Source organism: Streptomyces sp. NPDC058880 (assembly GCF_042742535.1).
Classification (GTDB): domain Bacteria; phylum Actinomycetota; class Actinomycetes; order Streptomycetales; family Streptomycetaceae; genus Streptomyces.
The window spans coordinates 1-26,412 of sequence record NZ_JBHYMC010000002.1 but is presented as its reverse complement, the minus strand read 5'-3'; the positions used below and the strand labels follow the sequence as shown (position 1 = coordinate 26,412).

The 26,412-nt window shown below is 71.8% G+C and carries 28 protein-coding genes; 16 read left to right on the top strand and 12 right to left on the bottom strand.

Annotation, left to right across the window (positions count from 1 at the left end; translation table 11 throughout):
- Positions 1 to 20: 20 nt before the first annotated feature.
- The 5 genes from ACFW2G_RS01885 to folE all read left to right on the top strand — a co-directional run bounded on the left by ACFW2G_RS01885 (position 21) and on the right by folE (position 6,124).
- Positions 21 to 1,184 (top strand): zinc-dependent metalloprotease, encoded by a 1,164-nt coding sequence (locus ACFW2G_RS01885; RefSeq protein ID WP_052030443.1) that lies wholly within the window; start codon positions 21 to 23, stop codon positions 1,182 to 1,184.
- A 309-nt stretch (positions 1,185 to 1,493) separates the two neighbouring features.
- Positions 1,494 to 2,555, top strand: coding sequence for a tRNA lysidine(34) synthetase TilS (gene tilS, locus ACFW2G_RS01880; protein WP_037921125.1), 1,062 nt, complete (start codon positions 1,494 to 1,496; stop codon positions 2,553 to 2,555).
- 65 nt (positions 2,556 to 2,620) lie between these two features.
- Positions 2,621 to 3,181 (top strand): hypoxanthine phosphoribosyltransferase, encoded by a 561-nt coding sequence (gene hpt, locus ACFW2G_RS01875; RefSeq protein ID WP_030010907.1) that lies wholly within the window; start codon positions 2,621 to 2,623, stop codon positions 3,179 to 3,181.
- A gap of 204 nt (positions 3,182 to 3,385) precedes the next feature.
- Positions 3,386 to 5,410: an ATP-dependent zinc metalloprotease FtsH gene (gene ftsH, locus ACFW2G_RS01870; RefSeq protein WP_037921127.1), complete on the top strand. Its 2,025-nt coding sequence runs from the start codon at positions 3,386 to 3,388 to the stop codon at positions 5,408 to 5,410.
- Positions 5,411 to 5,515: 105 nt separating this feature from the next.
- Positions 5,516 to 6,124 (top strand): GTP cyclohydrolase I FolE, encoded by a 609-nt coding sequence (gene folE, locus ACFW2G_RS01865; protein ID WP_037921130.1) that lies wholly within the window; start codon positions 5,516 to 5,518, stop codon positions 6,122 to 6,124.
- Positions 6,125 to 6,283: 159 nt separating this feature from the next.
- On the opposite strand, the gene ACFW2G_RS01860 is transcribed toward folE, so the two are convergent.
- The 6 genes from ACFW2G_RS01860 to ACFW2G_RS01835 form a co-directional block, all read right to left on the bottom strand.
- A complete protein-coding gene (locus tag ACFW2G_RS01860) occupies positions 6,284 to 6,772 on the bottom strand; it encodes a DUF3180 domain-containing protein (RefSeq protein WP_037921133.1) in 489 nt (162 codons plus the stop codon).
- A 48-nt stretch (positions 6,773 to 6,820) separates the two neighbouring features.
- Positions 6,821 to 7,429: a 2-amino-4-hydroxy-6-hydroxymethyldihydropteridine diphosphokinase gene (folK, locus tag ACFW2G_RS01855; protein WP_037921136.1), complete on the bottom strand. Its 609-nt coding sequence runs from the start codon at positions 7,427 to 7,429 to the stop codon at positions 6,821 to 6,823.
- Positions 7,426 to 7,785, bottom strand: coding sequence for a dihydroneopterin aldolase (gene folB, locus ACFW2G_RS01850; protein WP_030010912.1), 360 nt, complete (start codon positions 7,783 to 7,785; stop codon positions 7,426 to 7,428). The genes folK and folB overlap by 4 nt, the downstream gene beginning before the upstream one ends.
- A 131-nt stretch (positions 7,786 to 7,916) precedes the next feature.
- Positions 7,917 to 8,360 carry a nuclear transport factor 2 family protein gene (locus tag ACFW2G_RS01845; RefSeq protein WP_384447427.1) on the bottom strand — a complete coding sequence of 148 codons (444 nt, stop codon included), beginning with the start codon at positions 8,358 to 8,360 and terminating at the stop codon, positions 7,917 to 7,919.
- 25 nt (positions 8,361 to 8,385) lie between these two features.
- The gene (folP, locus tag ACFW2G_RS01840) at positions 8,386 to 9,258 is read right to left on the bottom strand and encodes a dihydropteroate synthase (protein ID WP_037921142.1); all 873 of its coding nucleotides are present in this window, start codon (positions 9,256 to 9,258) and stop codon (positions 8,386 to 8,388) included.
- A gap of 175 nt (positions 9,259 to 9,433) precedes the next feature.
- Positions 9,434 to 11,284, bottom strand: a complete 1,851-nt coding sequence (locus tag ACFW2G_RS01835) for a phosphatidylglycerol lysyltransferase domain-containing protein (protein ID WP_037921155.1) — start codon at positions 11,282 to 11,284, stop codon at positions 9,434 to 9,436.
- 152 nt (positions 11,285 to 11,436) lie between these two features.
- On the opposite strand from ACFW2G_RS01835, the gene ACFW2G_RS01830 reads away from it, so the two are divergent.
- Positions 11,437 to 12,546, top strand: coding sequence for an esterase family protein (locus ACFW2G_RS01830; RefSeq protein WP_037921158.1), 1,110 nt, complete (start codon positions 11,437 to 11,439; stop codon positions 12,544 to 12,546).
- Positions 12,547 to 12,616: 70 nt separating this feature from the next.
- Here ACFW2G_RS01830 and ACFW2G_RS01825 read toward each other — a convergent pair whose 3' ends face one another.
- Positions 12,617 to 13,579 carry an ABC transporter ATP-binding protein gene (locus ACFW2G_RS01825; protein ID WP_037921161.1) on the bottom strand — a complete coding sequence of 321 codons (963 nt, stop codon included), beginning with the start codon at positions 13,577 to 13,579 and terminating at the stop codon, positions 12,617 to 12,619.
- Positions 13,580 to 13,729: 150 nt separating this feature from the next.
- On the opposite strand from ACFW2G_RS01825, the gene ACFW2G_RS01820 reads away from it, so the two are divergent.
- From ACFW2G_RS01820 to ACFW2G_RS01805, 4 genes are all read left to right on the top strand, one after another.
- Entirely contained in the window at positions 13,730 to 14,428 is a 699-nt protein-coding gene (locus ACFW2G_RS01820) for an ABC transporter permease (RefSeq protein WP_384447436.1), read from the top strand.
- Between the two features lie 4 nt (positions 14,429 to 14,432).
- Positions 14,433 to 15,101, top strand: a complete 669-nt coding sequence (locus ACFW2G_RS01815; RefSeq protein ID WP_037921166.1) for an ABC transporter permease — start codon at positions 14,433 to 14,435, stop codon at positions 15,099 to 15,101.
- Between the two features lie 32 nt (positions 15,102 to 15,133).
- The gene (locus ACFW2G_RS01810) at positions 15,134 to 16,114 is read left to right on the top strand and encodes an ABC transporter substrate-binding protein (RefSeq protein ID WP_384584241.1); all 981 of its coding nucleotides are present in this window, start codon (positions 15,134 to 15,136) and stop codon (positions 16,112 to 16,114) included.
- A gap of 97 nt (positions 16,115 to 16,211) precedes the next feature.
- Positions 16,212 to 17,219, top strand: coding sequence for a hypothetical protein (locus tag ACFW2G_RS01805; RefSeq protein WP_384584244.1), 1,008 nt, complete (start codon positions 16,212 to 16,214; stop codon positions 17,217 to 17,219).
- Between the two features lie 25 nt (positions 17,220 to 17,244).
- Here ACFW2G_RS01805 and ACFW2G_RS01800 read toward each other — a convergent pair whose 3' ends face one another.
- Entirely contained in the window at positions 17,245 to 17,838 is a 594-nt protein-coding gene (locus ACFW2G_RS01800) for a TetR/AcrR family transcriptional regulator (RefSeq protein ID WP_384447445.1), read from the bottom strand.
- A 113-nt stretch (positions 17,839 to 17,951) separates the two neighbouring features.
- Here ACFW2G_RS01800 and ACFW2G_RS01795 point away from each other — a divergent pair, with 113 nt between their 5' ends.
- Complete coding sequence (locus ACFW2G_RS01795) at positions 17,952 to 18,818, top strand: NAD(P)-dependent oxidoreductase (protein WP_384447448.1); 867 nt, start codon at positions 17,952 to 17,954, stop codon at positions 18,816 to 18,818.
- 39 nt (positions 18,819 to 18,857) lie between these two features.
- Here the strand turns inward: ACFW2G_RS01795 and ACFW2G_RS01790 are convergent, their stop codons facing one another.
- Complete coding sequence (locus ACFW2G_RS01790) at positions 18,858 to 19,067, bottom strand: hypothetical protein (protein WP_037921587.1); 210 nt, start codon at positions 19,065 to 19,067, stop codon at positions 18,858 to 18,860.
- 191 nt (positions 19,068 to 19,258) lie between these two features.
- Positions 19,259 to 20,401, bottom strand: a complete 1,143-nt coding sequence (locus ACFW2G_RS01785) for an NADH-quinone oxidoreductase subunit D (protein WP_037921169.1) — start codon at positions 20,399 to 20,401, stop codon at positions 19,259 to 19,261.
- A gap of 95 nt (positions 20,402 to 20,496) precedes the next feature.
- On the opposite strand from ACFW2G_RS01785, the gene ACFW2G_RS01780 reads away from it, so the two are divergent.
- The 4 genes from ACFW2G_RS01780 to ACFW2G_RS01765 all read left to right on the top strand — a co-directional run bounded on the left by ACFW2G_RS01780 (position 20,497) and on the right by ACFW2G_RS01765 (position 23,312).
- Positions 20,497 to 20,988: a PH domain-containing protein gene (locus ACFW2G_RS01780; protein ID WP_384447455.1), complete on the top strand. Its 492-nt coding sequence runs from the start codon at positions 20,497 to 20,499 to the stop codon at positions 20,986 to 20,988.
- The gene (locus ACFW2G_RS01775; RefSeq protein ID WP_037921173.1) at positions 20,985 to 22,364 is read left to right on the top strand and encodes a PH domain-containing protein; all 1,380 of its coding nucleotides are present in this window, start codon (positions 20,985 to 20,987) and stop codon (positions 22,362 to 22,364) included. The genes ACFW2G_RS01780 and ACFW2G_RS01775 overlap by 4 nt, the downstream gene beginning before the upstream one ends.
- A gap of 76 nt (positions 22,365 to 22,440) precedes the next feature.
- Positions 22,441 to 22,722 (top strand): hypothetical protein, encoded by a 282-nt coding sequence (locus ACFW2G_RS01770; protein WP_384584249.1) that lies wholly within the window; start codon positions 22,441 to 22,443, stop codon positions 22,720 to 22,722.
- Complete coding sequence (locus tag ACFW2G_RS01765; protein ID WP_384447464.1) at positions 22,719 to 23,312, top strand: hypothetical protein; 594 nt, start codon at positions 22,719 to 22,721, stop codon at positions 23,310 to 23,312. Before ACFW2G_RS01770 ends, ACFW2G_RS01765 begins: the two co-directional genes overlap by 4 nt.
- Positions 23,313 to 23,397: 85 nt before the next feature.
- Here ACFW2G_RS01765 and ACFW2G_RS01760 read toward each other — a convergent pair whose 3' ends face one another.
- Positions 23,398 to 24,072, bottom strand: a complete 675-nt coding sequence (locus tag ACFW2G_RS01760; protein WP_037921177.1) for a response regulator transcription factor — start codon at positions 24,070 to 24,072, stop codon at positions 23,398 to 23,400.
- A 17-nt stretch (positions 24,073 to 24,089) separates the two neighbouring features.
- A complete protein-coding gene (locus ACFW2G_RS01755; protein ID WP_384447469.1) occupies positions 24,090 to 25,292 on the bottom strand; it encodes a sensor histidine kinase in 1,203 nt (400 codons plus the stop codon).
- A 106-nt stretch (positions 25,293 to 25,398) separates the two neighbouring features.
- On the opposite strand from ACFW2G_RS01755, the gene ACFW2G_RS01750 reads away from it, so the two are divergent.
- Entirely contained in the window at positions 25,399 to 26,376 is a 978-nt protein-coding gene (locus ACFW2G_RS01750) for an SAM-dependent methyltransferase (protein WP_384584252.1), read from the top strand.
- Positions 26,377 to 26,412: the final 36 nt, after the last annotated feature.

Below are 26,412 nucleotides of genomic sequence, written 5' to 3'. Positions count from 1 at the left end.
CCCCCACGTACGGTTGACGCATGACGAGCATCAGTGGTGCGGAGATGGTCGACTGGAACCTCGCGGTCGCGACCGCGACCCGGCTGGTACGTCCCGGCCCGGAGGTCACCCGGGACGAGGCACGGGCCGTCGTCGCCGAGCTGCGCGGGCACGCCAGGACCTCGGAACGGCACGTACGCGAGTTCACCCGGATGATCCCGGACGGCGCCGCCGTCCCCGACACCCCCGTCCTGGTCGTCGACCGGGCCGGCTGGGTCAAGGCCAACGTCGCCGGATTCCGGGAGCTGCTCATGCCGCTCCTCGGCAAGATGCAGGACCGCCGCGCGGCCGCCCCCGGCGGAGCCGTGCTCGGGGCCGTCGGCGGCAAGGTCACCGGCGTCGAGCTGGGCATGCTGCTCAGCTTCCTGGCCTCTCGGGTCCTGGGGCAGTACGAGACCTTCGCGCCCGTCTCCCGCGACCTGCCGGCCTCCGCGGCGGGCGGCCGGCTGCTGCTCGTCGCCCCGAACATCGTGCACGTCGAGCGCGAGCTGGAGGTGGCCCCGCACGACTTCCGGCTCTGGGTCTGCCTGCACGAGGAGACGCACCGTACCCAGTTCACGGCCGTCCCGTGGCTGCGGGCCCACCTCGAAGGCGAGATCCAGACGTTTCTCGGCGCCACCGACGTGGACCCGATGACCGTCCTCGAACGCATCCGGGAGGCCGCCCAGTCCTTCGCCGGCGCCCGCCCCGACGCCGAGCGCGGAGACGAGGGCCGCTCCCTCGTCGAGCTCGTGCAGACCCCCGAGCAGCGCGAGATCCTCGGCCGCCTCACCGCCGTCATGTCCCTGCTGGAGGGCCACGCCGACTTCGTCATGGACGGCGTCGGCCCCCAGGTGGTGCCCTCGGTCGCCGAGATCCGGGAGAAGTTCCAGCAGCGCCGCGCCAGCGGAGCGGGTCGGCTCGACGCCGCCCTGCGCAAGCTGCTCGGCCTCGACGCCAAGCTGCGCCAGTACCGCGACGGCGAGCGCTTCGTGCGTGCCGTCGTCGGCCAGGTGGGCATGGACGGCTTCAACCGGGTCTGGACCTCACCGAACACGCTGCCCACCAAGGCGGAGATCGACCGGCCCGCGGACTGGGTGGCCCGGGTCCACGGCAAGGGGGGCGAGACGGGAGGGGAGACCGGCGGGGAGGACCGGGAGGGCTGACACCCGGGCGCATGGGCCCGCCGCGCGCCGGCGGGCCCGTGCCGCACGGTCCCGGCGCTTCTCCCACGTTCACCCGCGCCACACGTGACGGAGAGGCCTAAACATGTCTCACTGGGGGAAGCAGCATCACCCGTCCGAGGGACCGTGAGCCGTAGAAGGGCGTGCGATGCTCGGGGAACGGCTCGGTTCTGTCACCATCGACGCACTCTGAGTGACATCCTCTCCGTTCTGCGGGGGTAGTCGGGCAAGCGCCCCCGCACACCACCCGAAGCCTCCGAGGCATCCCAACTCCATCGAAGGGCACCGGACATGGGTCCCCATCCTGCGGTCGCGGCGATACGCCTGGCGGTCCGCCGCGTACTCCACGACGTCCTCACCGACCTCACCGACCTCCCCCGGACTCCGTCCGGAGGCATCCCCCGTGCCGACCGTCGCACCGGCTCGGGCACCCCGCCACTCGTGCTCGTCGCCTGCTCCGGCGGCGCCGACTCCATGGCCCTCGCCTCGGCCCTCGCCTTCGAGGCCCCCAAACTCGGTATCCGGGCCGGCGGCATCACCGTCGACCACGGACTGCAGGCCGGCTCCGACCAGCGGGCCGCCGAAGTCGTCGCCCGCATGACCTCCCTCGGCCTGGACCCGGTGGAGTCCGTCGCCGTGCGCGTCGGCCGCGGCGCAGGCCCCGAGGCCGCCGCCCGCGACGCCCGCTACGGCGCCCTGGACGAGGCCGCCGACCGCCTCGGTGCCGCCGCGGTGCTGCTCGGCCACACTCGGGACGATCAAGCGGAAACCGTCCTGCTGGGACTCGCCCGCGGATCCGGCATCCGCTCGCTCTCCGGCATGGCCGAAGTCTCCGGCGGTCCCGGACGCAGCCACCGCTACCGCCGCCCCTTCCTCCAGGTCGACCGGCAGACCGCCCGCAAGGCGTGCATGGTGCAGTCCCTGGCCGTCTGGGACGACCCGCACAACATGGACCCCGCCTACACCCGCTCCCGCCTGCGCCACGAGGGACTGCCCGCCTTGGAGAAGGCGCTCGGCAAGGGTGTCGTGGAGGCCCTCGCCCGTACCGCCCAGCTCTCCCGCGACGACGCCGACGCGCTCGACGCCTGGGCCGCCGAGGCGGACCGCGGCGTACGCGACGAGGACGGCCGCCTGGAGTGCGCCAAGCTGTACGCCCTCCCCCCGGCCGTCCGCCGCCGGGTGCTGCGCAGGGCCGTCGTCGCCGCCGGCTCCCCCGCGGGCTCCCTCTTCGCGCGCCACATCGAGGAAGTCGACCGCCTCATCACCGGATGGCGCGGTCAGGGTGCCATCAACCTGCCCGGCCGGGTGGAGGCCCAGCGCCAGGGTGGCAGACTTGTCATCCGGCAGGGCTGATTGGTGCTGAAACACGGCTGAGTCCTCCGGGGGCCACCCCGGAGCCCCGGCCGACAACGAAAGTGATGCGGGTGGACGAGAAGGACATGGGCAACGACCTCCAGTCGGTGCTCATCACCAAGGAAGAGATCGACGCGAAGCTGGCCGAGCTGGCCGCGAAGATCGACGCGGAGTACGCGGGCAAGGACCTGCTCATCGTCGGCGTGCTCAAGGGCGCCGTCATGGTGATGGCGGACCTGGCGCGCGCCTTGTCCACCCCGCTCACCATGGACTGGATGGCGGTGTCCTCGTACGGCGCCGGAACCCAGTCCTCCGGCGTGGTGCGGATCCTCAAGGACCTGGACACCGACATCAAGGACAAGCACGTCCTGATCGTCGAGGACATCATCGACTCCGGGCTGACGCTGTCCTGGCTGCTGTCGAACCTGGGCTCCCGCCAGCCGGCCTCTCTGGAGGTCGTCACGCTGCTGCGCAAGCCCGAGGCCGCGAAGGTCGCGATCGACGTGAAGTGGGTCGGCTTCGACATCCCCAACGAGTTCGTCGTGGGCTACGGCCTCGACTACGCGGAGAAGTACCGCAACCTGCCGTTCGTCGGCACCCTCGCCCCGCACGTCTACGGCGGCTGACCCCGAGCGGCCCCCTGGGAACCACCGGCCCGGCCGGGGAACCCGGGGGCGGTTCCCGCCGTTGGAGCAGGGGAAGGCGGGTCTGTCACCCGTCCCACGGGCCGCGGGTGACAATTCAGGGGTACATTCCGAAGAACAGTCTTTACTCACACAGCAGCATTTACCTACGGGCAGGAGGGACGGGGCGCCTGGCGCCCCGTATGGATGGACGTGAAGCGATACTTCCGTGGGCCGGTCATGTGGATCGTGCTGGCCGTCCTCGCCGTGGTCGTGTTGATGAATGTCGTCGGCTCCGGCGGCGGCTACAAGTCGGTGGACACCAGCGAGGTCATCAAGGCGATCAACACTGGCCAGGTGGAGACAGCCAAGCTGACCACCGGCGACAGCCAGATGATCAAGATTGAGCTCAAGCAAGGCGAGAAGCTCGGCAAGCACGACGGCACCAAGTTCCAGGCCAACTACATCGGGGATCAGGGCGTCCAGCTCGCCCAGACCCTCCAGACCAAGTACGACGCCGGTCAGATCCCGGACGGCTACTCCGTCACCCCGGACAAGACCAGCCCGTTCCTGAGCGTGCTGCTCTCGCTCCTGCCCTTCGTCCTCATCGTCGTTGTCTTCCTGTTCCTGATGAACCAGATGCAGGGCGGCGGCTCCCGAGTCATGAACTTCGGGAAGTCCAAGGCCAAGCTGATCACCAAGGACACCCCGAAGACCACGTTCGCCGACGTCGCGGGCTCGGACGAGGCCGTCGAGGAACTCCACGAGATCAAGGAGTTCCTCCAGGAGCCGGCGAAGTTCCAGGCCGTCGGCGCCAAGATCCCCAAGGGCGTGCTCCTCTACGGCCCGCCCGGCACCGGCAAGACCCTGCTCGCGCGCGCCGTCGCGGGCGAGGCGGGTGTTCCCTTCTACTCGATCTCCGGTTCCGACTTCGTCGAGATGTTCGTCGGCGTCGGTGCCTCGCGTGTCCGCGACCTGTTCGAGCAGGCCAAGGCCAACGCCCCGGCGATCGTCTTCGTCGACGAGATCGACGCCGTCGGCCGGCACCGCGGTGCGGGCCTCGGCGGCGGCCACGACGAGCGCGAGCAGACCCTCAACCAGCTGCTCGTCGAGATGGACGGCTTCGACGTGAAGGGCGGCGTCATCCTGATCGCCGCCACGAACCGGCCCGACATCCTGGACCCGGCGCTCCTGCGCCCGGGCCGCTTCGACCGGCAGATCGCGGTCGACCGTCCCGACATGCAGGGCCGTCTGGAGATCCTCAAGGTCCACCAGAAGGGCAAGCCGGTCGCCCCGGACGTGGACCTGGGCGCCGTCGCCCGCCGCACCCCGGGCTTCACCGGTGCCGATCTCTCCAACGTCCTCAACGAGGCCGCGCTCCTCACGGCCCGCTCGGACAAGAAGCTGATCGACAACCACGTCCTGGACGAGGCGATCGACCGTGTCGTGGCGGGCCCGCAGAAGCGGACCCGGATCATGTCGGACCGCGAGAAGAAGATCACCGCGTACCACGAGGGCGGACACGCCCTGGTCGCGGCGGCCTCGCCGAACTCCGACCCGGTCCACAAGATCACGATCCTGTCCCGCGGCCGGGCCCTGGGCTACACCATGGTCCTGCCCGACGAGGACAAGTACTCGACCACGCGCAACGAGATGCTCGACCAGCTGGCGTACATGCTGGGCGGGCGCGCGGCCGAGGAGCTGGTCTTCCACGACCCGACCACGGGCGCGGCGAACGACATCGAGAAGGCCACGGCCACGGCGCGGGCCATGGTCACGCAGTACGGCATGACCGAGCGCCTCGGCGCGATCAAGTTCGGCGGCGACAACACCGAGCCGTTCCTGGGCCGCGAGATGTCGCACCCGCGGGACTACTCGGAAGAGGTCGCGGCGCTGGTCGACGAAGAGGTCAAGAAGCTCATCGAGACCGCGCACAACGAGGCCTGGGAGATCCTCGTCGAGAACCGCGACGTCCTCGACAACCTGGTCCTCGCGCTGCTGGAGAAGGAGACGCTGGGCAAGGAGGAGATCGCCGAGATCTTCTCGACCATCGTCAAGCGTCCGGCCCGCCCCGCGTGGACCGGATCCTCCCGCCGCACCCCCTCCACCCGTCCGCCGGTGCTCTCCCCCAAGGAGCTGCAGCTGACGAACGCGGCGAACGGCACGTCCGCCGTCACGCCGGTCTCCACGGAGAAGGGCATCGAGGTGGCTCCGGAGGACCTCCCGGAGTAGCCGGAGGGTCGATCCACCCGGAATGGAAGCCGCGCCCCCCAGGCTCTAGCCTGGGGGGCGCGGCACATGAGTACGACCGCGTGTGCGGACAGGAACGAGGATGAGATGACCGACCCAGTGACCCTGACCGGTGGCGAGGGCAGGATCGGCGAGTTCGACGAGAAGCGCGCGGAGGCTGCGGTCCGTGAACTCCTGATCGCGGTCGGCGAGGACCCGGACCGCGAGGGCCTCCTGGAGACGCCGGCGCGCGTGGCGCGTGCCTACCGGGAGATCCTCGCCGGCATGTGGCAGGAGCCGGAGGACGTACTGACGACGGTGTTCGACCTGGGGCATGACGAGATGGTCCTGGTGAAGGACATCGAGATCGTTTCCCTGTGTGAGCACCATCTGCTGCCGTTCCACGGAGTCGCGCACGTCGGCTACATCCCGTCGGAGAACGGCAAGATCACGGGCCTGTCGAAGCTCGCCCGCCTTGTGGAGGTCTACGCCCGACGACCGCAGGTCCAGGAGCGCCTCACGACGCAGATAGCGGACTCCCTCATGGAGATCCTTGATGCGCGCGGGGCCATCGTGGTGATCGAGGCGGAGCACATGTGCATGTCGGTCCGCGGCATCCGCAAGCCGGGCGCCAAGACCACCACGTCCGCAGTTCGGGGCCAGCTCCGTACCACGGCCACCCGGGCCGAGGCGATGAGCCTCATCATGGCTCGCTAGCGGCACTGTCAGCGCTGTCCGCTACGGTCCCCCTCCGAGACTTCAGTTCGCGGAGGGGGACCGATGCTGTGGGCTTCCGGCGCGCACCCCATCCTGACGTCCTGGTGAACGGGCACCTGGTCCGCGCCCCGTGGGAGGCCTGACGGCGAACGGGACGCCCTACGCCCGGGCGGGGGTCTCCGGGGCGGGGTCCTCGTCCTCGGGGAGCTTCAGGACGCGCTCCAGGAAGAGCGCGGCGGCGATGACCGCGATGCCTGCCAGGACGGAGAATCCGGCGTACCAGGCCTGGTCGCGGCGGGCGGGGACATCGAGGGAGTCGGTCAGCAGGAAGACCCCCACACCGCCGTACATGCCCGCCACCAGCGCGGCCACCAGCGCGCTGGCCTGTCCGAAGACCACCGCGCGGGCCGCCATGAGCGGCTCCACGCCCTTCGCGCCCGGGCGGCGCTCCCGCTGGGCCTTGAGCCGGGCCTTCAGGGACAGTGCGGTGGCCAGCAGCACCACGGCAATGGCCCCCAGGACGATCGGGGCGGCCAGCGGAACGCCCGGCAGGGTGCCGTACGCGTTCCACAGCCGGGCACCGGCCCAGGACAGGACCCCGGCGACCACGAAGATGCCCGCCAGGACCCCCGGCCTCAGTTGCTTCACTTGCCCGTCCCCACTTTCAGCGAGTAGCCGTGAACAGGCTACTAACGACTACTCGGGGAGGTGGAGTTCCAGGTCGGGGCGCGGCGTGACGCCGCTCAGGCCGATTCCGGCCAGGAGGCCGGCGACCGGGCCCCGGCCCGGGAGCTGGGCCTCCGGGTCGATGTCGTGCCAGGGGGCCAGCACGAAGGCGCGCTGGTGGGCACGGGGGTGCGGGAGGGTGAGGACCGGGTCGTCGCAGACGCGGTCGGCGTACGCCACGATGTCGACGTCGATCGTGCGCGGGCCCCAGCGCTCCTCGCGGACGCGGTCGAAGGCCTCCTCGATGGCCTGCCCGCGCTCCAGCAGCGAGGACGGGGGCAGGGTGGTCTTCACCGCGATGACCGCATTGAGGTACGAGGGCTGCGAGCCGGCCTCGACGCCCCACGGCTCGGTCTCGTAGACGGGGGAGACGGCCTTGACCCGCAGGCCGGGGGTGTCGCCGAGGGCGTCGATGGCGCCCTGGAGGGTCTCCAGGCGGTTGCCGAGGTTCGCGCCGAGCGCGATGACGGCCCATTTGGGGTTGGACAGGGTCACGTCCGCCGCGTCGACCGCCTCGACGACGGAGGCGGGTACCGGCTGGACGGTGGGGTCGCTCTGAGCGTTCAGTCCGTTGTTCATGCGCGGCTCCGGGTGATCGTGATGGTCACGTCGTCGAACGGGACGGTGATGGGAGCGTCCGGCTTGTGGACGACGACCTCCACCTGCGCCACCGCTTCGTGCTTCAGACACTGCTGGGCGATCCGCTCGGCCAGGGTCTCGATCAGGTCGACGGGCTCGCCCTGGACGACGTCGACGACCTCCTCGGCGACCACCCCGTAGTGCACGGTCTTCGCCAGGTCGTCCCCGGCCGCCGCCGGGCGGGTGTCGAGGTGCAGCACGAGGTCGACGATGAAGGTCTGGCCCTCCTCGCGCTCCCGGGGGAAGACGCCGTGGTGCCCGCGAGCCTTGAGGCCGCGCAGCGCGACACGATCCACGCGAATCACTCCTGCTTTCGTAAGTGCTTCCGGTCCCGGTGCTCCCCGGGGCCATGGGCCTGCGCCGAGTGCGGTCGGCGTCGTCCGACTTCGAATTTACCTGCGAAACAGTCCGGCCCCCGCCGTAGGGGTCAGGAGGAGGGGTCCTCGTCGTCCTCGTCGGACTCCGTGAGGACGGGAGAACCGTGGTGGGACCACAGGCGCCAGCCCCCCGATGTGCGTCGGAACACATTCGTGGCGACGACCAGCTGGCCGACGAGCGGGCCGAGCTCTCCGCCGTCCTCGGCGGGTCCGCCGCTGAGGATGTTCTCGGTGCACGTCACCAGTGCCGTGTCACCTATGACGGCCACCTTGGTGTCGGTGAGGAAGAACTGGATGTACTCGGTGTGGGACATGATCAGCGCGTACGAGCGCAGTACCTCGCCCCGGCCGGAGAGCACCGGCCAGCCGGGATGCACGCAGGAGATCTCGTCCTCCAGCCAGAGTGCCGACAGAGCGTCGAAGTCCCCCCGCTCCATTGCCTCGTAGAAGGCCGTGTTGACCTCTTCGACCGCTTCGATGTCGGTTCTGCTCACTGTTCTCCTTGTCGGTCGATGAGGGTCAGAGTGCCCCTTCCACGGCGCGGGCCACCCGAACCGCGTCCGCGGTCGCCCGTACCTCGTGGACCCGTACGGCCCAGGCACCCTGGTGCGCGGCGATCGCGGAGACGGCGGCCGTGGCGGCGTCCCGTTCGCGGGCCGGCGGCGGGGCGGCGTCCGTGCCGCCGGCCAGGACCCGGCCGAGGAAGCGCTTCCGCGAGGCGGCGACCAGCAGCGGGAAGCCGAGGGCGCGCAGGTCGGCCATGTGCGCGACCAGGGCCAGGTCGTGGTCGGCGTTCTTGGCGAAGCCAAGGCCGGGGTCGACGAGGAGCCGCTCGGGGGCGATGCCGCCGGCGACGACCGCGTCGATCCGGGCCCGGAGTTCGGCGGTGACCTCGGCGATCACGTCGTCGTAGACGGCGAGGCTGTTCATGTCGGCGCTGAAGCCGCGCCAGTGCATGACCACGAAGGGGACCTCGGCGGCGGCGACGGCCGGGATCATGCCGGGGTCGGCGAGGCCGCCGCTGACGTCGTTGACCAGGGCGGCTCCGGCGTCGACGGCCCGGGCGGCGACGGTCGCCCGCATGGTGTCGACGGAGACGGTGACGCCCTCGGAGGCCAGGCCGCGCACCACCGGGACGACACGCCGCAGCTCCTCCTCCTCGTCGACGCGGGAGGCGCCGGGACGGGTGGACTCGCCGCCGACGTCCACGAGGTCGGCGCCCTGGGCCACCAGGTCGAGCCCGCGCTTGACGGCGGCGGTGGTGTCGAACCAGCGACCGCCGTCGGAGAAGGAGTCGGGGGTCACGTTGACGACGCCCATGACCGCGCAGCGGTCCCATTCGGGCAGTCCTGCGACCCGGCCCCGGTCGATGGCTCCGCGCTTGGTGTTCATGGGTCAAGGGTAGGGCTGACCTGGATATGACAGCCCCTGACGTGTTCCGGCGGGCGGGGACGGAGGGGCCCCGGGGCTCCGCCGGGGTGCGCCGAAGGCCCGGTCGGTCGCCGGCCGGGCCTTCGGGGATGTCGCGGGTGCGGGTGCGGTGCGGGTGTACGGGTACGGGTGGCTGCTAGGCGGCCTGGACCTCGCGTTCGGCCTGCTTCGGGACGGACGCCACCAGGTTGTGCGTACAGGTGCGGACCGGCTTGGGACGGCGGCGGGCGGCGAAGAGGCGGGGCAGGGCCAGCGTCACGAAGCCCTCGGCCTGCATGGCGGCGAAGCCGATGCGGGGCAGGTCGCGGGTGGCGCGGAAGACCACGAAGCGCGGCTCCCAGCGGGGGCGGAACTTTGCGTTGAACTTGTACAGCGACTCGATCTGGAACCAGCGCGAGAGGAAGACCAGCAGGCTGCGCCACATGCGCAGGACGGGGCCGGCGCCGATCTTCTCGCCACGGGCCAGTGCGGAGCGGAACATCGCGAAGTTCAGCGAGACCCGCTCGATGCCGAGGGCCGGGGCCGCTTCCAGGGAGGCGACGATCAGCAGTTCGTTCATGCCCGGGTCGGCGCCGCGGTCGCGGCGCATCAGCTCCAGGGACATGCCGTCCTTGCCCCACGGCACGAAGTGCTGGATGGCCTTCAGATCGCCGAAGGGGCTGGTGTCGCCCTCCTCCACGCGGTGTGCGGTGGCGATGAAGCAGTCGCCGTCGCCCGGGTCGCCGACGCGGCCGAGCGCCATCGAGAAGCCGCGCTCGGTGTCGGTGCCGCGCCAGGCCTCGGCCGCGCCGCGGACCTGCTCCAGCTCCGCGTCGGTCAGTTCGCTGACCCGGCGGACCTTGGTGGTGTAGCCGTTGCGCTCGATGCGCTTCACCATCTGGCGGACATTGCGCATGGCGCGGCCCGAGAGGGAGAAGTCTTTGACATCGACAATCGCCTCGTCACCCAGCTCCAGGGCGTCGAGTCCGGTCTCGCGGGTCCACACCTCGCCGCCGGTCTCGCTGCAGCCCATGACCGCCGGGGTCCAGGAGTGGGCCTTGGCCTCCTCCATGAACCGCTCGATCGCGCCGGGCCACGCCTCCACGTCGCCGATCGGGTCGCCGGAGGCGAGCATCACGCCGGAGACGACGCGGTAGGTGACGGCGGCCTTGCCGCTGGGGGAGAAGACGACGGCTTTGTCGCGGCGGAGGGCGAAGTGGCCGAGGGAGTCCCGTCCGCCGTGCCTGGCGAGCAGCTCGCGCAGCCTGCCCTCGTCGTCGGCGGTGAGCCGGGCGGCCGGGTGCTCGGGGCGCAGGGCCAGGTAGATGGTGGTGAGGGCGGTCAGCATGCCGAGTGCGCCGAGGGAGTAGCCGACGGTCCAGGACACCCGGCCGGCGTAGTCGACGGGGCCCTCGAAGCCGAAGAGGCCGTAGACGACGTGGGTGATCTGCTCGTACAGGCTCGGGGTGCCGACGACCTTGCCCGGGTGGACGTTGACGATGACCAGGCCCAGGCCGATGGAGCCGGCGCTCATCAGGACGAAGTTCGCCAGTGCCTTCCAGCGGCTGCGCGGGTCCGGCAGCGCCTTGAACTCGCCCTGGTGGCGCAGCAGCAGCGCGAGGAGCACCGCCGCGATGACCACACCGATGATCGAGTGGCGGTAGATGAACTGCGCGGCCGCGCCCGCGGGCAGCAGGACGACGGCGGCCCGCCAGGCGCGCCGCTTGTGCCGCTTGAGGCCGTGGGCGAGCAGCAGGAGCAGTACGCCCGCGCTGATGGACAGGGCGGCGGCGAACGGTCCGAGGGAGCCGGGCAGCACCTCGGTGACCGCGTGGATCCGGCTGTGCCGGAAGCGCGGGAAGACGCCCGCCGCGATGTCCAGAAGGCCGACGATCATGACGGCCGTACCTACCAGGCCGGGCACCGACTCCGGCTGTGGGCCCCTGAGGATTCGGCGGACCCTGCTCGGAACCTGTCCCGACTTATCGCCATCTATCCTGCTAGACATCGCTTCCCGTTGCTCCGCGAGAGATCATGTGGCCGAAGGCCGCGACAGCCTCCGGTGTGTGGTGCGTCCCCTAGGACGGCATCGACGGACAGCGGGTTCACTCTTCCGCCGGAAATTTCCAGTCCTGCCATCAGAAAGTCGACTGACTGCTCATGGGTCTCACCAGTAATACGGTCCTGGCGCTGGCCGTCCTCGCCGGTGTGCTGCTGTTCGCGGCCACCATCTGGTTCTGGCCGAAGCTCTCGGGCCGCAGCTGGCGTACGGTCGCCGGCCGTGTCGGGCTCCTGCTGGCGACCCAGCTGGCGCTGTTCTCCGCGGTGGGGCTCGCGGCCAACAAGTCCTTCCTGTTCTACGGTTCCTGGGCGGACCTGTTCGGCCGGGAGACGTCGATGGGCAAGGTCGTCGACCACTCCATGAGCAGCAAGGACATCAAGGTCGTCGACAAGCAGAAGCTGGACGTCCCCGGTGGCGCCAAGCCCCAGGTGGGCGGTCAGATCCTGAAGGTCGCCATATCGGGGCAGAAGTCGAAGATAACGAGCCCCGGCTACGTCTGGCTCCCGCCGGAGTACTTCCAGCCGCAGCACAAGGACGAGAACTTTCCGGCGTCCGTCGTCCTGACGGGCTACCCGGGCACCGCCGAGAACCTGATCAAAGGGCTCGACTACCCGATGAAGGCCTTCAGCCTCTCCAAGTCGGGCAAGATGAAGCCGATGATCCTGGTCATGCTGCGCCCGACGGTGGCGCCGCCACGGGACACCGAGTGCGTCGACGTCCCCGGAGGCCCGCAGACGGAGACCTTCTTCGGGGTGGACCTTCCGCAGGCCATCCAGGACACCTTCCGGGTCGGGCGGAAGCCCGAGAACATGGGCTTCATCGGCAACTCCACCGGCGGTTACTGCGCTCTGAAGATCGCCGCGCACTACCCGCAGACCTACGGTGCCGCGGCGGGGCTGTCCGCGTACTACGACGCTCCCGACGACCCGACGACCGGTGACCTCTTCCACGGCGACGAGAAGCTGAAGAAGCGCGCGGACATCCTGCACGTGATGGAGAACAAGAAGCCGGCCGGTACGTCCTTCCTCGTCACCAGCAGTGAGAAGGGTGAGCCGAACCTGGCGGACACCCGGAAGTTCATCAAGAAGGTGCAGGGCCCGGACCGGGTCTCGTCCATCATCCTCGACAGCGGCGGCCACAACTTCAACACCTGGCGCCGGGAGATCCCGCCGATGCTGATGTGGATGAGCGGCCGCATCCAGGCCTGACGGCCGTGCGGTGCGACCGCGTGCAGAGGGGCCCGACCGGGAGGTCGGGCCCCTCTGCCGTGCCGCCTCCTCACGCCTGCTGCAACTCGGCCCGGCGCAGGGCCCGGTGGACGCCTTCCGGGGTCAGTACGCCGGCCAGCTCGCCGGTGTCGGGGTCCGTCACGCCGATCCGGCCCGAGTCCTCCTGCAGCAGGGCGGCGAGCGCCTCGCGCAGCGTCGCGCCGAGCTCCACCGACACCCCGGGCGCCGGTCCCCCGGCCGGTGCGAGGTCGCCGGTCCCGAGCGTGGTGACGGCGAGCCGCTTGAGCCCCCGGTCGGCGCCGACGAAGGAGGCCACGTACGGGGTGGCCGGGGCTCCGAGGACCGCCGCCGGGCGGTCGAACTGCTCGATGGTGCCGGTCCCGTAGACCGCGATCCGGTCGCCGAGCCGGATGGCCTCCTCCAGGTCGTGCGTGACCAGCAGGATCGTCTTGCGCACGGTCTTCTGGAGGGTCAGGAACTCGTTCTGCAGCCGCTCGCGCACCACCGGGTCCACGGCGCCGAAGGGTTCGTCCATCAGCAGCACCGGCGGGTCGGCGGCGAGCGCGCGGGCCACGCCGACGCGCTGGCGCTGCCCGCCGGAGAGCTGTTGCGGGTACCGGCTCCCGTACACCGACGGGTCCAGTCCGACCAGTTCCAGCAGCTCGGCGGCCCGGGCGCGGGCGGCGGCCCTGGGGGTGCCGGTCAGCTGCGGCACGGTCGCGGTGTTCTCCAGCACGGTCTTGTGCGGGAAGAGCCCGACCTGCTGGATGACGTAGCCGATGCGGCGGCGCAGTTCGACGGGGTCGGCGGCGGCGATGTCCTCGCCCCCCAGCAGGATCCGGCCGGAGGTCGGCTCGATGAGCCGGTTGACCATCTTCATCGTGGTCGTCTTGCCGCAGCCGGACGGTCCGACCAGCGTGACCAGCTCTCCTTCCGCCACCTCGAAGGACAGGTCCTCGACGGCCGTCGTCCCGTCGGGGTAGCGCTTGGTCACATGCTCGAATCGGATCACGGATCCATCTTTCCTCACGCGCGCCGTCCGCAGGTGAAGGTCATGGCGTCCTCGTGCGAAGGATTCCGGCCATCTGCCGCGATGGGGGTTAGGGTCGTCCAAGGCAGTGGGGTCGATCGTGTGTACGTGTGAGGGCGGGGGGTGAGGCGCGTGGCGGGGCAGAACTGCCTGGTGGCGAACGACTGGATCTGCTGGGACTACGTCACCTCGCGCTCGCGGGAACTCACCGACGCCACCGTCGAGCACGTGTGGATTACCGGGGTGTCCGTCCTGATCGGCCTGGTCGTGGCCGTGCCGCTCGCCCTGCTGGCCCGCCGCGGTCGGCGCTGGTCGGCGCCCGTGCTCACCTTCACCACCCTGCTCTACACGATCCCCTCGCTGGCCATGTTCTCCCTGCTGCTGCCCGTGTTCGGGCTGTCGGCGGCGCTGGTGGTGACCGGGCTGGTGCTGTACTCGCTGACCATCCTGGTCCGCAATGCGCTGGCCGGCCTGGAGGCCGTTCCCGAGGAGGTCCGGGAGGCCGCGCGCGGCATGGGATACGGCCCCGGACGGTTGCTGTGGCAGGTGGAACTGCCGCTGGCGCTGCCCGCGCTGCTGGCCGGCGTGCGGATCGCGACGGTCTCGACGATCGCGCTCACCACGGTCGGCTCCATCGTCGGCAAGGGCGGCCTCGGCAACCTCATCGCGCCCGCGGTGAGCAGTTCGTTCAAGGCGCAGGTCCTCACCGCGTCGGTGCTGTGCGTGCTGCTGGCGCTCGTCGCGGACCTGCTGCTGCTCGGCCTGCAGCGGCTGCTGACGCCCTGGACTCGGGCGGGCGGCAGGCCGGCCGCCCGCGGGAAGGGCGCGTGAGGGCATGGGTGCGGTGACGGGGGCCTGGGACTGGCTCACGAGCGGTGCCAACTGGGCCGGGGAGGACGGCGTCTGGCACCGGCTCGGCGAGCACGTCTACGTCAGTGGGCTCGCCCTGGCGATCGCCTGCGCGATCGCGCTGCCGGTCGGCCTGTACCTCGGCCACCTGGGCCGGGGCGGCACGCTCGCGGTCAACGTCTCCAACGTCGGGCGGGCGGTGCCGGTCTTCGCGGTGCTGGCGCTCTTCATGGTCTCCCCGCTGCGCAACGCGGGCTACCTGCCGACGGTGGCCGCGCTCGTGCTGTTCGCCGTCCCGCCCCTGCTGACCAATGCGTACGTCGGCATGCGGGAGGTGGACCGCTCGGTGGTGGAGGCCGCCCGCGGGATGGGCATGTCCGGCGGTCAGCTCTTCTGGCGGGTGGAACTCCCGCTCGCGCGCGGCCTGGTGATGACCGGGCTGCGGTCGGGTTCGGTCCAGGTCATCGCCACGGCCACGATCGCCGCCATGGTCGGGCAGGGCGGTCTCGGCCGGATCATCACCGCCGGGTTCAACACCTACAACACCCCGCAGGTCGTCGCAGGGGCCCTGCTCGTGGCCGCCCTGGCCCTGCTGGTGGAGGGCGTGCTGGTGGCGGCGGAACGGCTGCTGCCCCACGTCGGCGCCCACCGCTGATTCCCCTTACCCACTCCGAACGGAGCAATTCCATGACCAAGACCTCGCGCGTCCTCGGGGCGTCCCTGGGCGTCCTGGCCCTGACGGTGTCGCTGGCCGCCTGCGGGGGCGACAGCCTGGAGAAGAGCAAGGACGGCGGCTCCTCCGCCGCCCCCGCCGGGGGCGGCCGGGGCAGCCTGGTGATCGGCGTGGCCGGGTTCACCGAGTCGAACGTGCTGGCGGAGCTGTATGCGCAGGTCCTGGCGGACGCCGGCTACAGCACGTCCGTCAAGACGGTCAACAACCGCGAGCTGTACGAACCGTCCCTGGAGAAGGGCGAGATCGACGTCGTCCCGGAGTATGCGGCCACGCTCGCGGAGTTCCTGAACGCCAAGGTGAACGGGCCGAAGGCGCCCGAAGAGACTCCGGTCGCGTCGAGTGACGTCGCGGCGACGGTGGCGGGCCTGGAGAAGCTCGCGGCGCCGCTCGGGCTGAAGGTGCTGCCCGCCGGTCCGGCGGTCGATCAGAACGCATTCGCGGTGACCAGGGAATTCGCCGAGAAGAACAACCTCAAGTCCCTTTCCGATCTTGGTAAGTCGGGATTGAAGGTGAAGATCGCGGCGGGTGACGAATGCTCCGTCCGTCCCTTCTGCGGGCCCGGGCTGACGAAGACATACGGAATTCAAGTTTCCGGTATTGACCCGAAGGGCGTCGGCACCCCGCAGGCCAAGCAGGCCGTCAAGGACGGCGTCGACCAGCTCGTCCTCACCACGACCACGGACGCCACCCTCGACAGCTTCGGCCTGGTCCTGCTGGAGGACGACAAGAAGCTCCAGAACGCGGACAACGTGCTGCCGGTGGTCAACGCCAAGGACGCCGGAGCCCCCGAGATCGCGGCCGCGCTCGACACACTGACCAAGGCGCTCACGACCGCCGATCTGATCGAGCTGAACCGGAAGGTGGACGCGGAACGCGCCAAGCCCGCCGACGTCGCGAAGGCCTACCTGGAGTCGAAGGGCCTCGTGAAGAAGTAGTGCCAACTGGTTGATGGAGAAATGTGGGGTAACTACCCGGGAACAGATTGCCGGGTGGGTACCCCACACGACCTCTACGCCCTGTAAATTTCAGGCCATGCCCCGTGGACGCCACCGCAATCCCGAACCCCTGCACCGGCTGCTCACGCCGACGGCCGTCGCCGGTGTGTCCGTCGCCAGCGCCGGCGCCGCCTGGCTGCTGGCCGGCCCCGTCGACGCCACCACGCTGAGGCTGCTCGCGACCCTCGCCGCGGCCGCCGGGATCGCCGGCGCCGTCGTGATGCGAGCCTGGGACCGGGCGGCGGGCCGCCGGGTCGCGGAGCTCGCCCGCGAGCGGGTCAAGGACGAGTGGCGCACGGACGAGCGGATAGCCGAGCTGGAGTCCGACCTCGAAGAGGCCCGGATGCTGCGGGCCCGGCTCGACGCCAAGCTGCGGGCCAAGCGCGTCGAACTCGCCGGCCTGCGGGGCGAGCACGCGGCCCTGCTGCGCCGGTACGCGACGGCCGAGACGGAGCGCGCCAGCGCCCTGGAGAAGGGCCGGCTGCTGGAGATCGAGGCGTCCTCGCCCACGGCCCCGGCCGACCAGAAGCAGCTTCCGGCCGTCTCCGAGGAGCGCACCTCCGCGGGCGCGCCCACCTCCGTCGGCTATGCCCGGGCCCACGCGGCCATGGTGGCGCTGGCCCGCAAGGCCCAGGAGCGGGCGCTGCCCACGGCGCGGGCCGCGCGTGAACTGCCCACGGCCCCGCCGCCGGCGGCCACCGCCGCCACCTCGGTACCGGCCCGCCGTCCCGCGGCCGCAGTGGCCCCCTACGCGGCCCAGCGGCGTACCGCCTCCCGGGTCGAGGGCGGCTTCGACTTCTTCGGGACCAAGAACGCGGCGCAGGCCCGTGCGGCGATCGAGGCGGTCCAGAACGAGGACCTGGCCGACGTGGTGGGAGCCGAGGCGCTGGCCGTGCACAAGGCGGAGTCCGCCGATGAGTCGGCCGGACCGGAGTTCAAGCCGCCGACCGACGAGACCCGCTCGGTGGGCCAGGTCATCGACCTGACGGCCCACGACGAGACCGAGCCGATCGACGTGGTCCGGCTGCGCACCGCCATCTCCTGAGGGGTTGACCCCCTCTCCTCCCCGGTCAGGGCCCGTACGAGGCCACCAGCCGGGCCAGGTGCCGGCCCGCCACCAGGAGCGGGGTCCGGCTGCGGGTGACCTGTGCGGTCATCTCCGCGCCCTCCAGGGTGTTGATCACGGTGATCGCCAGATCGCGCGCCTCTTCCTCCGGGTAGCCGGACGCCAGGAGCTTCGCGGCGACCAGGTCCTGCCAGTCGGCGAAGGCCCGCGCGCAGGCCGCCTGTAGATCGGGGAGCCGGCCGACGGTCTCCAGGGCGGTGGCCGTCACCGGGCAGCCGTCGCGCCAGTCGGACGCCTCCAGGGCCTCCGCGAGCAGGCCGGTGACCGCCTCGACCGCTTCGGCCGGGTCCGGGCGGGCGGCGAGCCCCGCGCGCAGGAGCCCGGCGAACTCCTCGTTGCCGAAGTGGATCGCGGCCACCGCGAGCTCCTGCTTGCCGCCGGGGAAGAAGTGGTACAGCGAGCCCAGGGTGGCCTTCGCCTCGCGGACGAGCTGTTTGACCGGGGTGTTCTCGTACCCGCCGTGCTGCATGAGGCGGGAGGCGGTGCGGACCAGCCGCTCGCGCGTTCCCGGCTCTGTCGTCGTCCCTGTCGCTGCCATGGCCGGATCCTACCCGGAAAAGTGGATAGAGCGTTCGTTCTAGCTCATGCTACGGTCGTTCCGAGCGCTAGATAGAGCGTTCGTTCTAGTTTCTTCTTCCGGGGGAGAGCTCCGTGGAAAACACCAAGGTCACCGTCGTCGGTCTGGGTCCCATGGGCCGGGCCATGGCCGCCGCCTACCTCGACGCCGGCTACGAGGTCACCGTGTGGAACCGCAGTGCCGGCAAGGACGCCGACCTCGTCGCCCGCGGCGCGCGCAGCGCTGCGGACATCTCCGAGGCCGTCACCGCGAGCCCGCTGGTGGTGCTCAGCCTGATCGACGTGGAGGCGATGTACGCCGCGTTGGGCGACACCGACCTCGCCGGCCGCGTCATCGCCAACCTTTCCTCCGATCTCCCGGACAAGGCCCGTGCGGCTGCGCGATGGGCCGGGGAGCGCGGGGCCGCCTACCTCACCGGCGGGGTCAACGTGCCGCCCACCGGCATCGGCCGGGAAGGGTCCTCGATCTTCATCAGCGGCCCCCGCGAGGTCTACGACGAGCACCGCGCCGCGCTCGACCTGCTCGCCGCCACCGACTACCGCGGCGCCGACCCCGGCTACGCGCAGCTCTACTACCAGCTCAACATGATCCTCTTCTGGACCGCCTACACGGGCTGGTACCAGGCGGTCGCGGTGGCCCGCGCCAACGGCCTGACGGCGTCGGACATCCTGCCGTACGCGGGCTACACCGCCGACACCATGCGCGGCTTCTACACCGAGAGCGCCGCGCTCGTGGACGCCGATGACCACCGCGGCGAGGACCAGCGCCTGACGATGTGCGCGGCCAGCGTCGAGCACATCCTGCACACCGCGGCCGACTCGGGCGTGGACACCGCCATCCTGGCCGCGCACGCGGAGCTGTACCGCCGCGGGGTCGACGCGGGCTTCGGGGCCGAGAGCAGCTCGCGGCTGATCGGCCTGCTGGCCGCGACGGAGGGCTGAGGTGGGGCGCGCGGCGGCCGTTCCGGGCCGGCCGGCGCCTCAGAACAGCGGGAGCTGCCCCGGCACTTCGGGCAGCACGAAGCCGTCCAGCGTCGGTGCGGAGGCGCCGAGCACCACCTGGGCCCGGGATCCGGGGCAGGACACCAGCTCGCCGCGGGCGCCGGGCGGGTCGTGGCGGGCGATGCGGCCCGCGGTGACGGCGCAGTCGCGGCCGCAGGCGGGGCAGGACCGGCGGGGGGAGTGGGACATGCCGCCCAGTGTGCCCTGCCGCGCCGACATCGGTGCCGCGCCGACATCGGTCCCGCGCCGACATCGGTCCCGCGCCGCCCGGTCCCGCGCCGCCCGGTCCCGCGCCGCCCGGGCCCGCAGGCCCCGGGCGGCCGGGCCGGGCGCGGAGGGGGCTGCTCTCGCCCCCCGGGCGGCCGCGCTGCGGGCCTCGGCTACTTGTCGATGTCGCCGACCACGAAGAACAGCGAGCCCAGGATCGACACCATGTCCGCGACCAGTTGTCCCGGCAGCAGCACGGCCAGGGCCTGGATGTTGTTGTAGGAGGCGCTGCGCAGCTTCAGCCGGTAGGGGGTCTTCTCGCCCTTCGAGACCAGGTAGTAGCCGTTGATGCCCAGCGGGTTCTCGGTCCAGGCGTAGGTGTGCCCCTCGGGCGCCTTCAGGACCTTGGGCAGGCGCTGGTTGACCGGACCCGGCGGGAGGGCGTCCATCCGGTCCAGGCAGGCCACGGCGAGGTCGAGGGAGTTGTGGGTCTGCTCCAGCAGGCACTCGAAGCGGGCCAGGCAGTCGCCCTCGGTGCGGGTGACCACCTTCAGGACGTCCTGGAGGTCACCGTAGGCCAGGTACGGCTCGTCGCGGCGCAGGTCGAAGTCGACGCCGGAGGCGCGGGCGATCGGTCCGGAGACGCCGTACGCGTGCACCGCCTCGGCGGACAGCACCCCGACGCCGCGGGTACGACCGCGGAAGATCTCGTTCCCGTGGACCAGCTTGTCGTAGACGTCCATCCGGGTGCGGACGTCGGCGATCGCGGCGCGGGCCCGGCCGAGCCAGCCCGCGGGGAGGTCCTCCTTGAGGCCGCCCACGCGGTTGAACATGTAGTGCATGCGGCCGCCGGAGATCTCCTCCATGACGGCTTGGAGCTCCTCGCGCTCGCGGAACGCGTGGAAGATCGGGGTGATCCCGCCCAGTTCGAGCGGGTAGGAGCCGAGGAACATCAGGTGGTTCAGGACCCGGTTCAGCTCGGCCAGCAGGGTCCGCATCCACACGGCCCGCTCGGGGACCTCCATGCCGAGCATCCGCTCGACCGCCATGACCACGCCGAGCTCGTTGGAGAAGGCGGACAGCCAGTCGTGGCGGTTCGCGAGCATGACGATCTGCCGGTAGTCACGGGCCTCGAAGAGCTTCTCGGCGCCGCGGTGCATATAGCCGACCACCGGCTCGGCGCTGGCGATCCGCTCGCCGTCCAGGACGAGGCGCAGGCGCAGCACGCCGTGCGTGGAAGGGTGCTGGGGGCCGATGTTGAGCACCATGTCGGTGCTCTCCGCCGCTCCGCCGATGCCGACCGTGGTCTCCGTCATGCGGGCATTGTCTCAGCCGCGGGTGGTGGCGTGGTGACCAGGCCGGGCACGGTGGGCCCTGCCTGGCCGTCACGCCGTGACCCTAAGGTGGGGGGATGGATACGGGGACTGAGGGGGAGACGGGCGAGCCCGGCTGGGTCGGGCTGCCGGGTGGGCTGCTCACCCTGCGGCGGACGCTGCTCGTGGGCTGGACTGTCCTGTTGGCGGTGGCGACCGGGCTGCTGCTCGGCCTGCTGGTGGGCCCGGCGTGGGCGGCGGTCGGGGTGTTCTGGCTCGCCGTGGGGGCTTGGGGCTGGGTGCTCATCGGCCGCAACTGGAGGTCCTGGCGGTACGCGGAGCGCGCCGACGACCTGCTGATCAGCCGCGGAGTGCTGTGGCGGGAGCAGACCGTGGTCCCGTACGGCCGGATGCAGCTGGTCGAGGTCACCTCCGGCCCGCTGGAGCGGCGCTTCGGCCTGGCCTCCGTCCAGCTGCACACGGCGGCGGCGGCCAGCGACGCCCGGATCCCGGGGCTGGCGCCGGCCGAGGCGGAGCGGTTGCGCGACCGGCTCGCCGCCCTCGGCGAGGCAAGGTCGGCGGGCCTGTGAGCGCCGGTCGGCCCGGCCCCGTCGGCTCCCCTCCGGCGGGCTCCGCCGGGTCCGCACCCGGCGGGCCGGCGGGCGAGCGCCGGCTGCACCCCTTCACGCCGCTGCGCCGCGCCTGGGTGCCGATCGCCGCGACCGTCGGCGTCCTCGCCCAGCAGGGCGACCGGGCGGTGCGCTGGGTGGCGGACCTGTCCACCCTCCTGCGGCTGGTGACGCTGGTGGGCGTGGTCCTGACGTTCGGTGTGTACGGCTTCCTGAGCTGGTGGTTCACCCACTACGCGGTGACCGACACCGAACTGCGCATCCGCACCGGGCTGCTCTTCCGCCGCACCGCCCACATCCGGCTGGACCGGCTCCAGGCCGTGGACGTCACCCGCCCGCTGCTGGCCCGGCTGACCGGCGTCGCGAGCCTGCGTCTCGACGTGATCGGCGCCGAGGAGAAGGACCAGTTGGCCTTCCTCGGCGAGCGGGAGGCCGTCGCCCTGCGCGCCGAGCTCCTGGCCCGCGCCGCCGGCTTCGCGCCCGAGGAGGCCGTACGTCTCGGTGAGGCTCCGCAACGCGAACTGCTGCGGGTGACCCCGCGTGAGCTCGCCGTGTCGCTGGCGCTCAGCCTCGGCGTCTGGGCCGCACTCGCCGGCGGGATCGTGGCACCGTTCTTCGTGTGGTGGATCAGCTCCAGCCCGTGGGCGGCCGTCGTCACCCTGCTGCCGATGCTGGGCGGTGTCTGGGCGGCCACCGCCGGCCGCTTCCTCACCGAATACGACTGGCGGGTGGCCGAGTCCCCGGACGGGCTGCGCCTGGACCACGGGATGCTGGACCGGGCCCATGAGACGGTGCCGCCCGGGCGCGTGCAGACCGTACGGATCGTGGAGCCGCTGCTGTGGCGGCGCAGCGGCCGGGTCCGTGTGGAGCTCGCCGTGGCCGGGTCGAAGAACGACGTCCTGGTGCCGGTGGCCTCCCGGGCCGCCGCGTACGCCGTGATCGCCCGGGTCCTGCCCGGGGTGGACCTGGCGGGTCTGTCCTTCTCGGGCTCCCCGGACGCGGGGTCGCGCTGGGTGGTGCCGGTGTGGTGGAAGGGGTACGCCCTGGCGCTCTCCCCGGAGGTGTTCGCCGCCCGGCACGGCCGCCTGTGCCGGCGTACGGAGATCGTCCCGCACGCCAAGGTGCAGAGTGTCCGCTTCTCTCAGGGTCCGTGGGCCCGCGCCTGCGGCGTCGCCGACATCCATGTGGACACCGGAGCGAACGGTACGGTCACCGCCCGGCTCCGGTCGGCTTCCGAGGCCGCTCGGCTCCTGTACGACCAGGCGGCCCGCTCCCGTACCTCCCGGGCCCACGCCCGCCCGGACCGCTGGATGACGGGGGCCGGGCCGGACGCCTGAACCGCCGCTCGTCGCCACCGGACCCAAGTGTCAATGAATCCTTGACAAGTCGATCATGTCAAGGTTTCCTTGACGCATGTTGATTCCGCGACCGAAGGCCCCGCGCCAGGACCCCTTTCCCGCCACCGCGCTGATGGCCGCCGTGCTGCCCATCGTCGTCAGCCTGCCGGCCGTGACGACGATGCTCGGGGCCCGGTTCGCCGCCGCCACCGACGTCGTCCTGATGACGGCGGGCCTGGCGCTCATCGCCTGCACGGGTGCCCTGGCCGCCCGGTCGGCGGCGGCCCGCGCCGAGCGGGCGCGTCGCGACGAGGCCGTCCTCGACGCCCTCGAACCGCTGGCCGGACCGCGCCGATGAGCGAAGAACCGCTGCTCCGCCCGGAGGAGACGGACCGGATCCGGGAGGCGATCGCCGCAGCCGTCCTCGGCGCCCCCGACGGGCTGGCCGACTCGCTGGAGCACGACCCCCACGGGTACCTGCGCCTGGTGGACGCCTCCCGCGTCGGCGCCGAGGAGGCGAGCCGGCTGCTGCGCGAGGCCGTTCAGGGCGCCAGGGCCGCCGGTCACAGCTGGGACGCGGTGGGCCGCGTCCTCGGCGTGAGCCGCCAGGCCGCCCAGCAGCGCTTCGCGGGCAAGGGCGCGGTCGCGCACCCCACGCCGCCGGCCGGCTCCGGGCCGGACGGCCCGGAGCGCCGCACGCTCGGCGGGCTGTCCGCGTTCAACGAGATGGCCGCCCTGGAAGAGGCCGGCCGCGACGGCTGGCACATGGTGGGCTACGGCCCCTTCTTCCACGAGGTGGAGGCCTCCGGGCAGCCCTGGGAGCACTGCCGGATCACGCTCCCGTCCGCCGCGCGGCACCGGCGGATGGAGTCCGAAGGATGGATTCCGGTTGGTGCGGGGTGGTTTCCGTGGCGCTACTACAAGCGGCCGGTCGACCCCGGCAGCTGACCGCCCGCGGCGGGCCGACTGCCCCGGCCGGGCCGACTGCCCCGGCCGGGCCGACTGCCCGGGCCGGGCCGGGCGGCGGGCACGGCTACCCGGCCCCGCCGCCCGCGCGGACCAGGCCCGTCTCGTAGGCCAGGACCACCACCTGGACCCGGTCGCGCAGGCTCAGCTTGGTCAGGATGCGGCCCACGTGCGTCTTGACCGTCGCCTCCGACAGCACCAGCCGCGCCGCGATCTCGCCGTTCGACAGCCCCTGCGCCACCAGCAGCATGACCTCGCGTTCGCGCTCCGTCAGCCGCTCGATCTCCTTGTTCTCCGGCTCCTGCGCCGTCGTCGGCAGCATCGGCGCGAACCGGTCCAGCAGGCGCCGTGTCGTGGACGGGGCCACGACCGCGTCCCCGCTGTGCACCGAGCGGATGGCGCCCAGCAGTTCGGCCGGCGGCACGTCCTTCAGCATGAAGCCGCTCGCACCCGCCTTCAGGCCCGAGAAGGCGTACTCGTCCAGGTCGAAGGTGGTCAGGATGATCACCTTCGGGTGCTCCGCCGGCTCACAGATCCGCCGCGTCGCCTCGACGCCGTCGAGTCGCGGCATGCGGACGTCCATCAGCACCACGTCCACCTTCGTGGCCCGCAGCACCTCCAGTGCCTCCAGGCCGTCACCCGCCTCGGCGACGACCTCCATGTCCGGCTGGGCCGCGAGCACCATGCGGAAGCCGGTGCGCAGCAGGACCTGGTCGTCGACCAGCATCACTCGGATGGACATCAGTTACCTCGTCCTCGTCATCTCTTCTTCAGGGGCAGCAGTGCGCTGATCCGGAAGCCGCCACCGGGCCGCGGCCCCGCGTCCAGGGTTCCGCCGACCATACCGATCCGCTCGCGCATGCCGATCAGCCCGTGCCCGGCGCCGTCCGCGCCGCCGTCCTCGTACAGCTCGTGGGCCGCGCCGCGGCCGTCGTCCTCGACGAGCAGGCCGAGCCCGTCGTCGAAGTAGACCAGCCGGACGCTGGCCTTCGCGTCGGGTCCGCCGTGCTTGCGGGTGTTGGTCAGGGCTTCCTGCACGATCCGGTACGCCGTCAGTTCGACGCCGCTGGGCAGCGGCCGCGGGGCGCCCTCGACCGCGAAGTCCACCGTGAGCCCGGCCGCCCGCACCTGCTCGACCAGGACCTCGATCTGCTCCACGTCCGGCTGCGGCACGTAGTCCTCGGACTCCTGCGGCTCGCCGGTGCGCAGGACGCCGAGCAGCCGGCGCATCTCGGCCAGGGCCTGCCGGCCGGTGCCGGAGATGGTCTGGAGGGCCTCCTTGGCCTGCTCGGGAGCCACGTCCATGACGTAGGCGGCACCGTCCGCTTGGACCACCATCACCGAGACGTTGTGCGCGACGACATCGTGCAGTTCGCGGGCGATCCGGGCGCGCTCGGCGGCCACGGCCACCTTGGACTGCGCCTCGCGCTCCTTCTCCAGCCGCTGGTTGCGCTCGACCAGCTGGGCGTAATAGGCCCGCCGGGTGCGCAGCGAGTCGCCCAGCACCCAGGCCAGGACGAACGGGACGATCATGAAGATGGCGAAGAGGAGGTTGTCGACGTCGTTGGCGCCCTTGTCCACGCCGTACCGCAGGAAGTAGAGCGGCGCGGCCACCAGCCCCCAGCCCAGCGCCGTGCGCGAGACCCAGCGCGGGACCTCGCTCGCCGCCACCGTGTAGAGGATCACGAACATGGCGATGTCGTAGAACCCCGCGACGATCCCCACGACCAGCTGGAGCAGGCCCGCCCCGAGGGTGAGCCAGAACATCGCCTGCGTCCACCTGCGGCGCAGAGCCAGGGCCGTGCTCAGCGCGATCACCACCGGCACGGCGGTGATCTTCAGGGTCCGGCTGATGTCGGGCTCGCCCGTGACGTTCAGCATCGAGACCCCGAAGAAGAGCACAGCCCAGAAGCTGTCGACGCCCGTCGGGTGTCTGCGGAGGAAGTCGTAGAGGCGCTGCACGTAACCCAGCGTAGGGAACGGTGATAGGTGCTGGAGTCAACCAGAGGTCCGAACCTGACAGCGGGGGCGTACTCCCCAAGGTGGAGGGTGCGCATAGCCTTCGGTGATGAGCACTCCTGGTGAACCCGCAGCGTCGGTCCGGTGGCGCAGCGCGATGGAGGCCGCGCTCTATGGTCCCGGCGGTTTCTACGTCCGCCCCGCCGGACCCGGCCCGGCCGGCCACTTCCGGACCTCCGTGCACGCCTCCCCGCTGTACGCGGGCGCCGTGGCCCGGTTGCTGCGATGGGTGGATGCGGAGCTCGGCCACCCGCGGGAGCTCGACCTCGTCGACGTGGGGGCCGGGCGGGCCGAGCTGCTGACCGGCGTGCTCGCCGCGCTGGACCCGGAGACGGCGGCCCGCGTGCGCCCGTACGCGGTGGAGCGCGCGGAGCGGCCCGAGGGGCTCGACGCGCGGATCCGCTGGACCGGCGAGGTGCCCCGGGGGGTGACCGGGCTGCTCTTCGCCAACGAATGGCTGGACAACGTCCCGCTCGACGTCGCCGAGGACGGGCACTACGTCCTGGTCGCGCCGGACGGCACGGAGAGCCGGGGCGGTCCGCTGGAGGACGCCGACCGGGCCTGGCTGGCGCGGTGGTGGCCGGGCGGCGGCCGGGTGGAGATCGGCCGCCCGCGCGACGAGGCCTGGGCGGCGGCCACCGGGAAGCTGGAGCGGGGCCTGGCGGTGGCGGTGGACTACGCCCACACCCGGCGGGCGAGGCCCCCGTTCGGCACCCTGACGGGCTTCCGGGGAGGCCGGGAGGTCGCACCGGTTCCGGACGGCGGCTGCGACATCACCGCCCACGTGGCGCTGGACGCCTGCGCCGGACCGGGAGCGGTCCTGCTGACCCAGCGCGAGGCCCTGACCGCCCTCGGGGTCTCGGGCGCCCGGCCCCCGCTGGCCCTGGCCTCCTCCGACCCGGCGGCCTACGTACGGGCCCTGGCCTCGGCCGGTGAGGCGGCGGAGCTCACCTCCCGGTCCGGCCTGGGCGCTTTCGGCTGGCTGGTCCAGCCGGTGGCGGTGCGGGCGTGGCCCGCACCGGACTGACCGGCCCACGCCGAAGGGGCGCGATCCCCGCGGGAT

Bases quoted from the DNA above. Each gene is read 5' to 3' on its own strand.
- tilS (WP_037921125.1), top strand. From the start codon at position 1,494: ATGGGTCCCCATCCTGCGGTCGCGGCGATACGCCTGGCGGTCCGCCGC.
- ACFW2G_RS01810 (WP_384584241.1), top strand. From the start codon at position 15,134: ATGACCAAGACCTCGCGCGTCCTCGGGGCGTCCCTGGGCGTCCTGGCC.
- ACFW2G_RS01885 (WP_052030443.1), top strand. From the start codon at position 21: ATGACGAGCATCAGTGGTGCGGAGATGGTCGACTGGAACCTCGCGGTC.
- folP (WP_037921142.1), bottom strand. From the start codon at position 9,258: ATGAACACCAAGCGCGGAGCCATCGACCGGGGCCGGGTCGCAGGACTG.
- ACFW2G_RS01800 (WP_384447445.1), bottom strand. From the start codon at position 17,838: ATGGCAGCGACAGGGACGACGACAGAGCCGGGAACGCGCGAGCGGCTG.
- ACFW2G_RS01765 (WP_384447464.1), top strand. From the start codon at position 22,719: ATGAGCGAAGAACCGCTGCTCCGCCCGGAGGAGACGGACCGGATCCGG.
- ACFW2G_RS01815 (WP_037921166.1), top strand. From the start codon at position 14,433: ATGGGTGCGGTGACGGGGGCCTGGGACTGGCTCACGAGCGGTGCCAAC.
- ACFW2G_RS01790 (WP_037921587.1), bottom strand. From the start codon at position 19,067: ATGTCCCACTCCCCCCGCCGGTCCTGCCCCGCCTGCGGCCGCGACTGC.
- ACFW2G_RS01770 (WP_384584249.1), top strand. From the start codon at position 22,441: ATGTTGATTCCGCGACCGAAGGCCCCGCGCCAGGACCCCTTTCCCGCC.
- ACFW2G_RS01760 (WP_037921177.1), bottom strand. From the start codon at position 24,072: ATGTCCATCCGAGTGATGCTGGTCGACGACCAGGTCCTGCTGCGCACC.
- folE (WP_037921130.1), top strand. From the start codon at position 5,516: ATGACCGACCCAGTGACCCTGACCGGTGGCGAGGGCAGGATCGGCGAG.
- ACFW2G_RS01780 (WP_384447455.1), top strand. From the start codon at position 20,497: ATGGATACGGGGACTGAGGGGGAGACGGGCGAGCCCGGCTGGGTCGGG.
- ACFW2G_RS01835 (WP_037921155.1), bottom strand. From the start codon at position 11,284: ATGTCTAGCAGGATAGATGGCGATAAGTCGGGACAGGTTCCGAGCAGG.
- hpt (WP_030010907.1), top strand. From the start codon at position 2,621: ATGCGGGTGGACGAGAAGGACATGGGCAACGACCTCCAGTCGGTGCTC.
- ACFW2G_RS01750 (WP_384584252.1), top strand. From the start codon at position 25,399: ATGAGCACTCCTGGTGAACCCGCAGCGTCGGTCCGGTGGCGCAGCGCG.
- ftsH (WP_037921127.1), top strand. From the start codon at position 3,386: ATGGACGTGAAGCGATACTTCCGTGGGCCGGTCATGTGGATCGTGCTG.
- ACFW2G_RS01830 (WP_037921158.1), top strand. From the start codon at position 11,437: ATGGGTCTCACCAGTAATACGGTCCTGGCGCTGGCCGTCCTCGCCGGT.
- folK (WP_037921136.1), bottom strand. From the start codon at position 7,429: ATGAACAACGGACTGAACGCTCAGAGCGACCCCACCGTCCAGCCGGTA.
- ACFW2G_RS01785 (WP_037921169.1), bottom strand. From the start codon at position 20,401: ATGACGGAGACCACGGTCGGCATCGGCGGAGCGGCGGAGAGCACCGAC.
- ACFW2G_RS01805 (WP_384584244.1), top strand. From the start codon at position 16,212: ATGCCCCGTGGACGCCACCGCAATCCCGAACCCCTGCACCGGCTGCTC.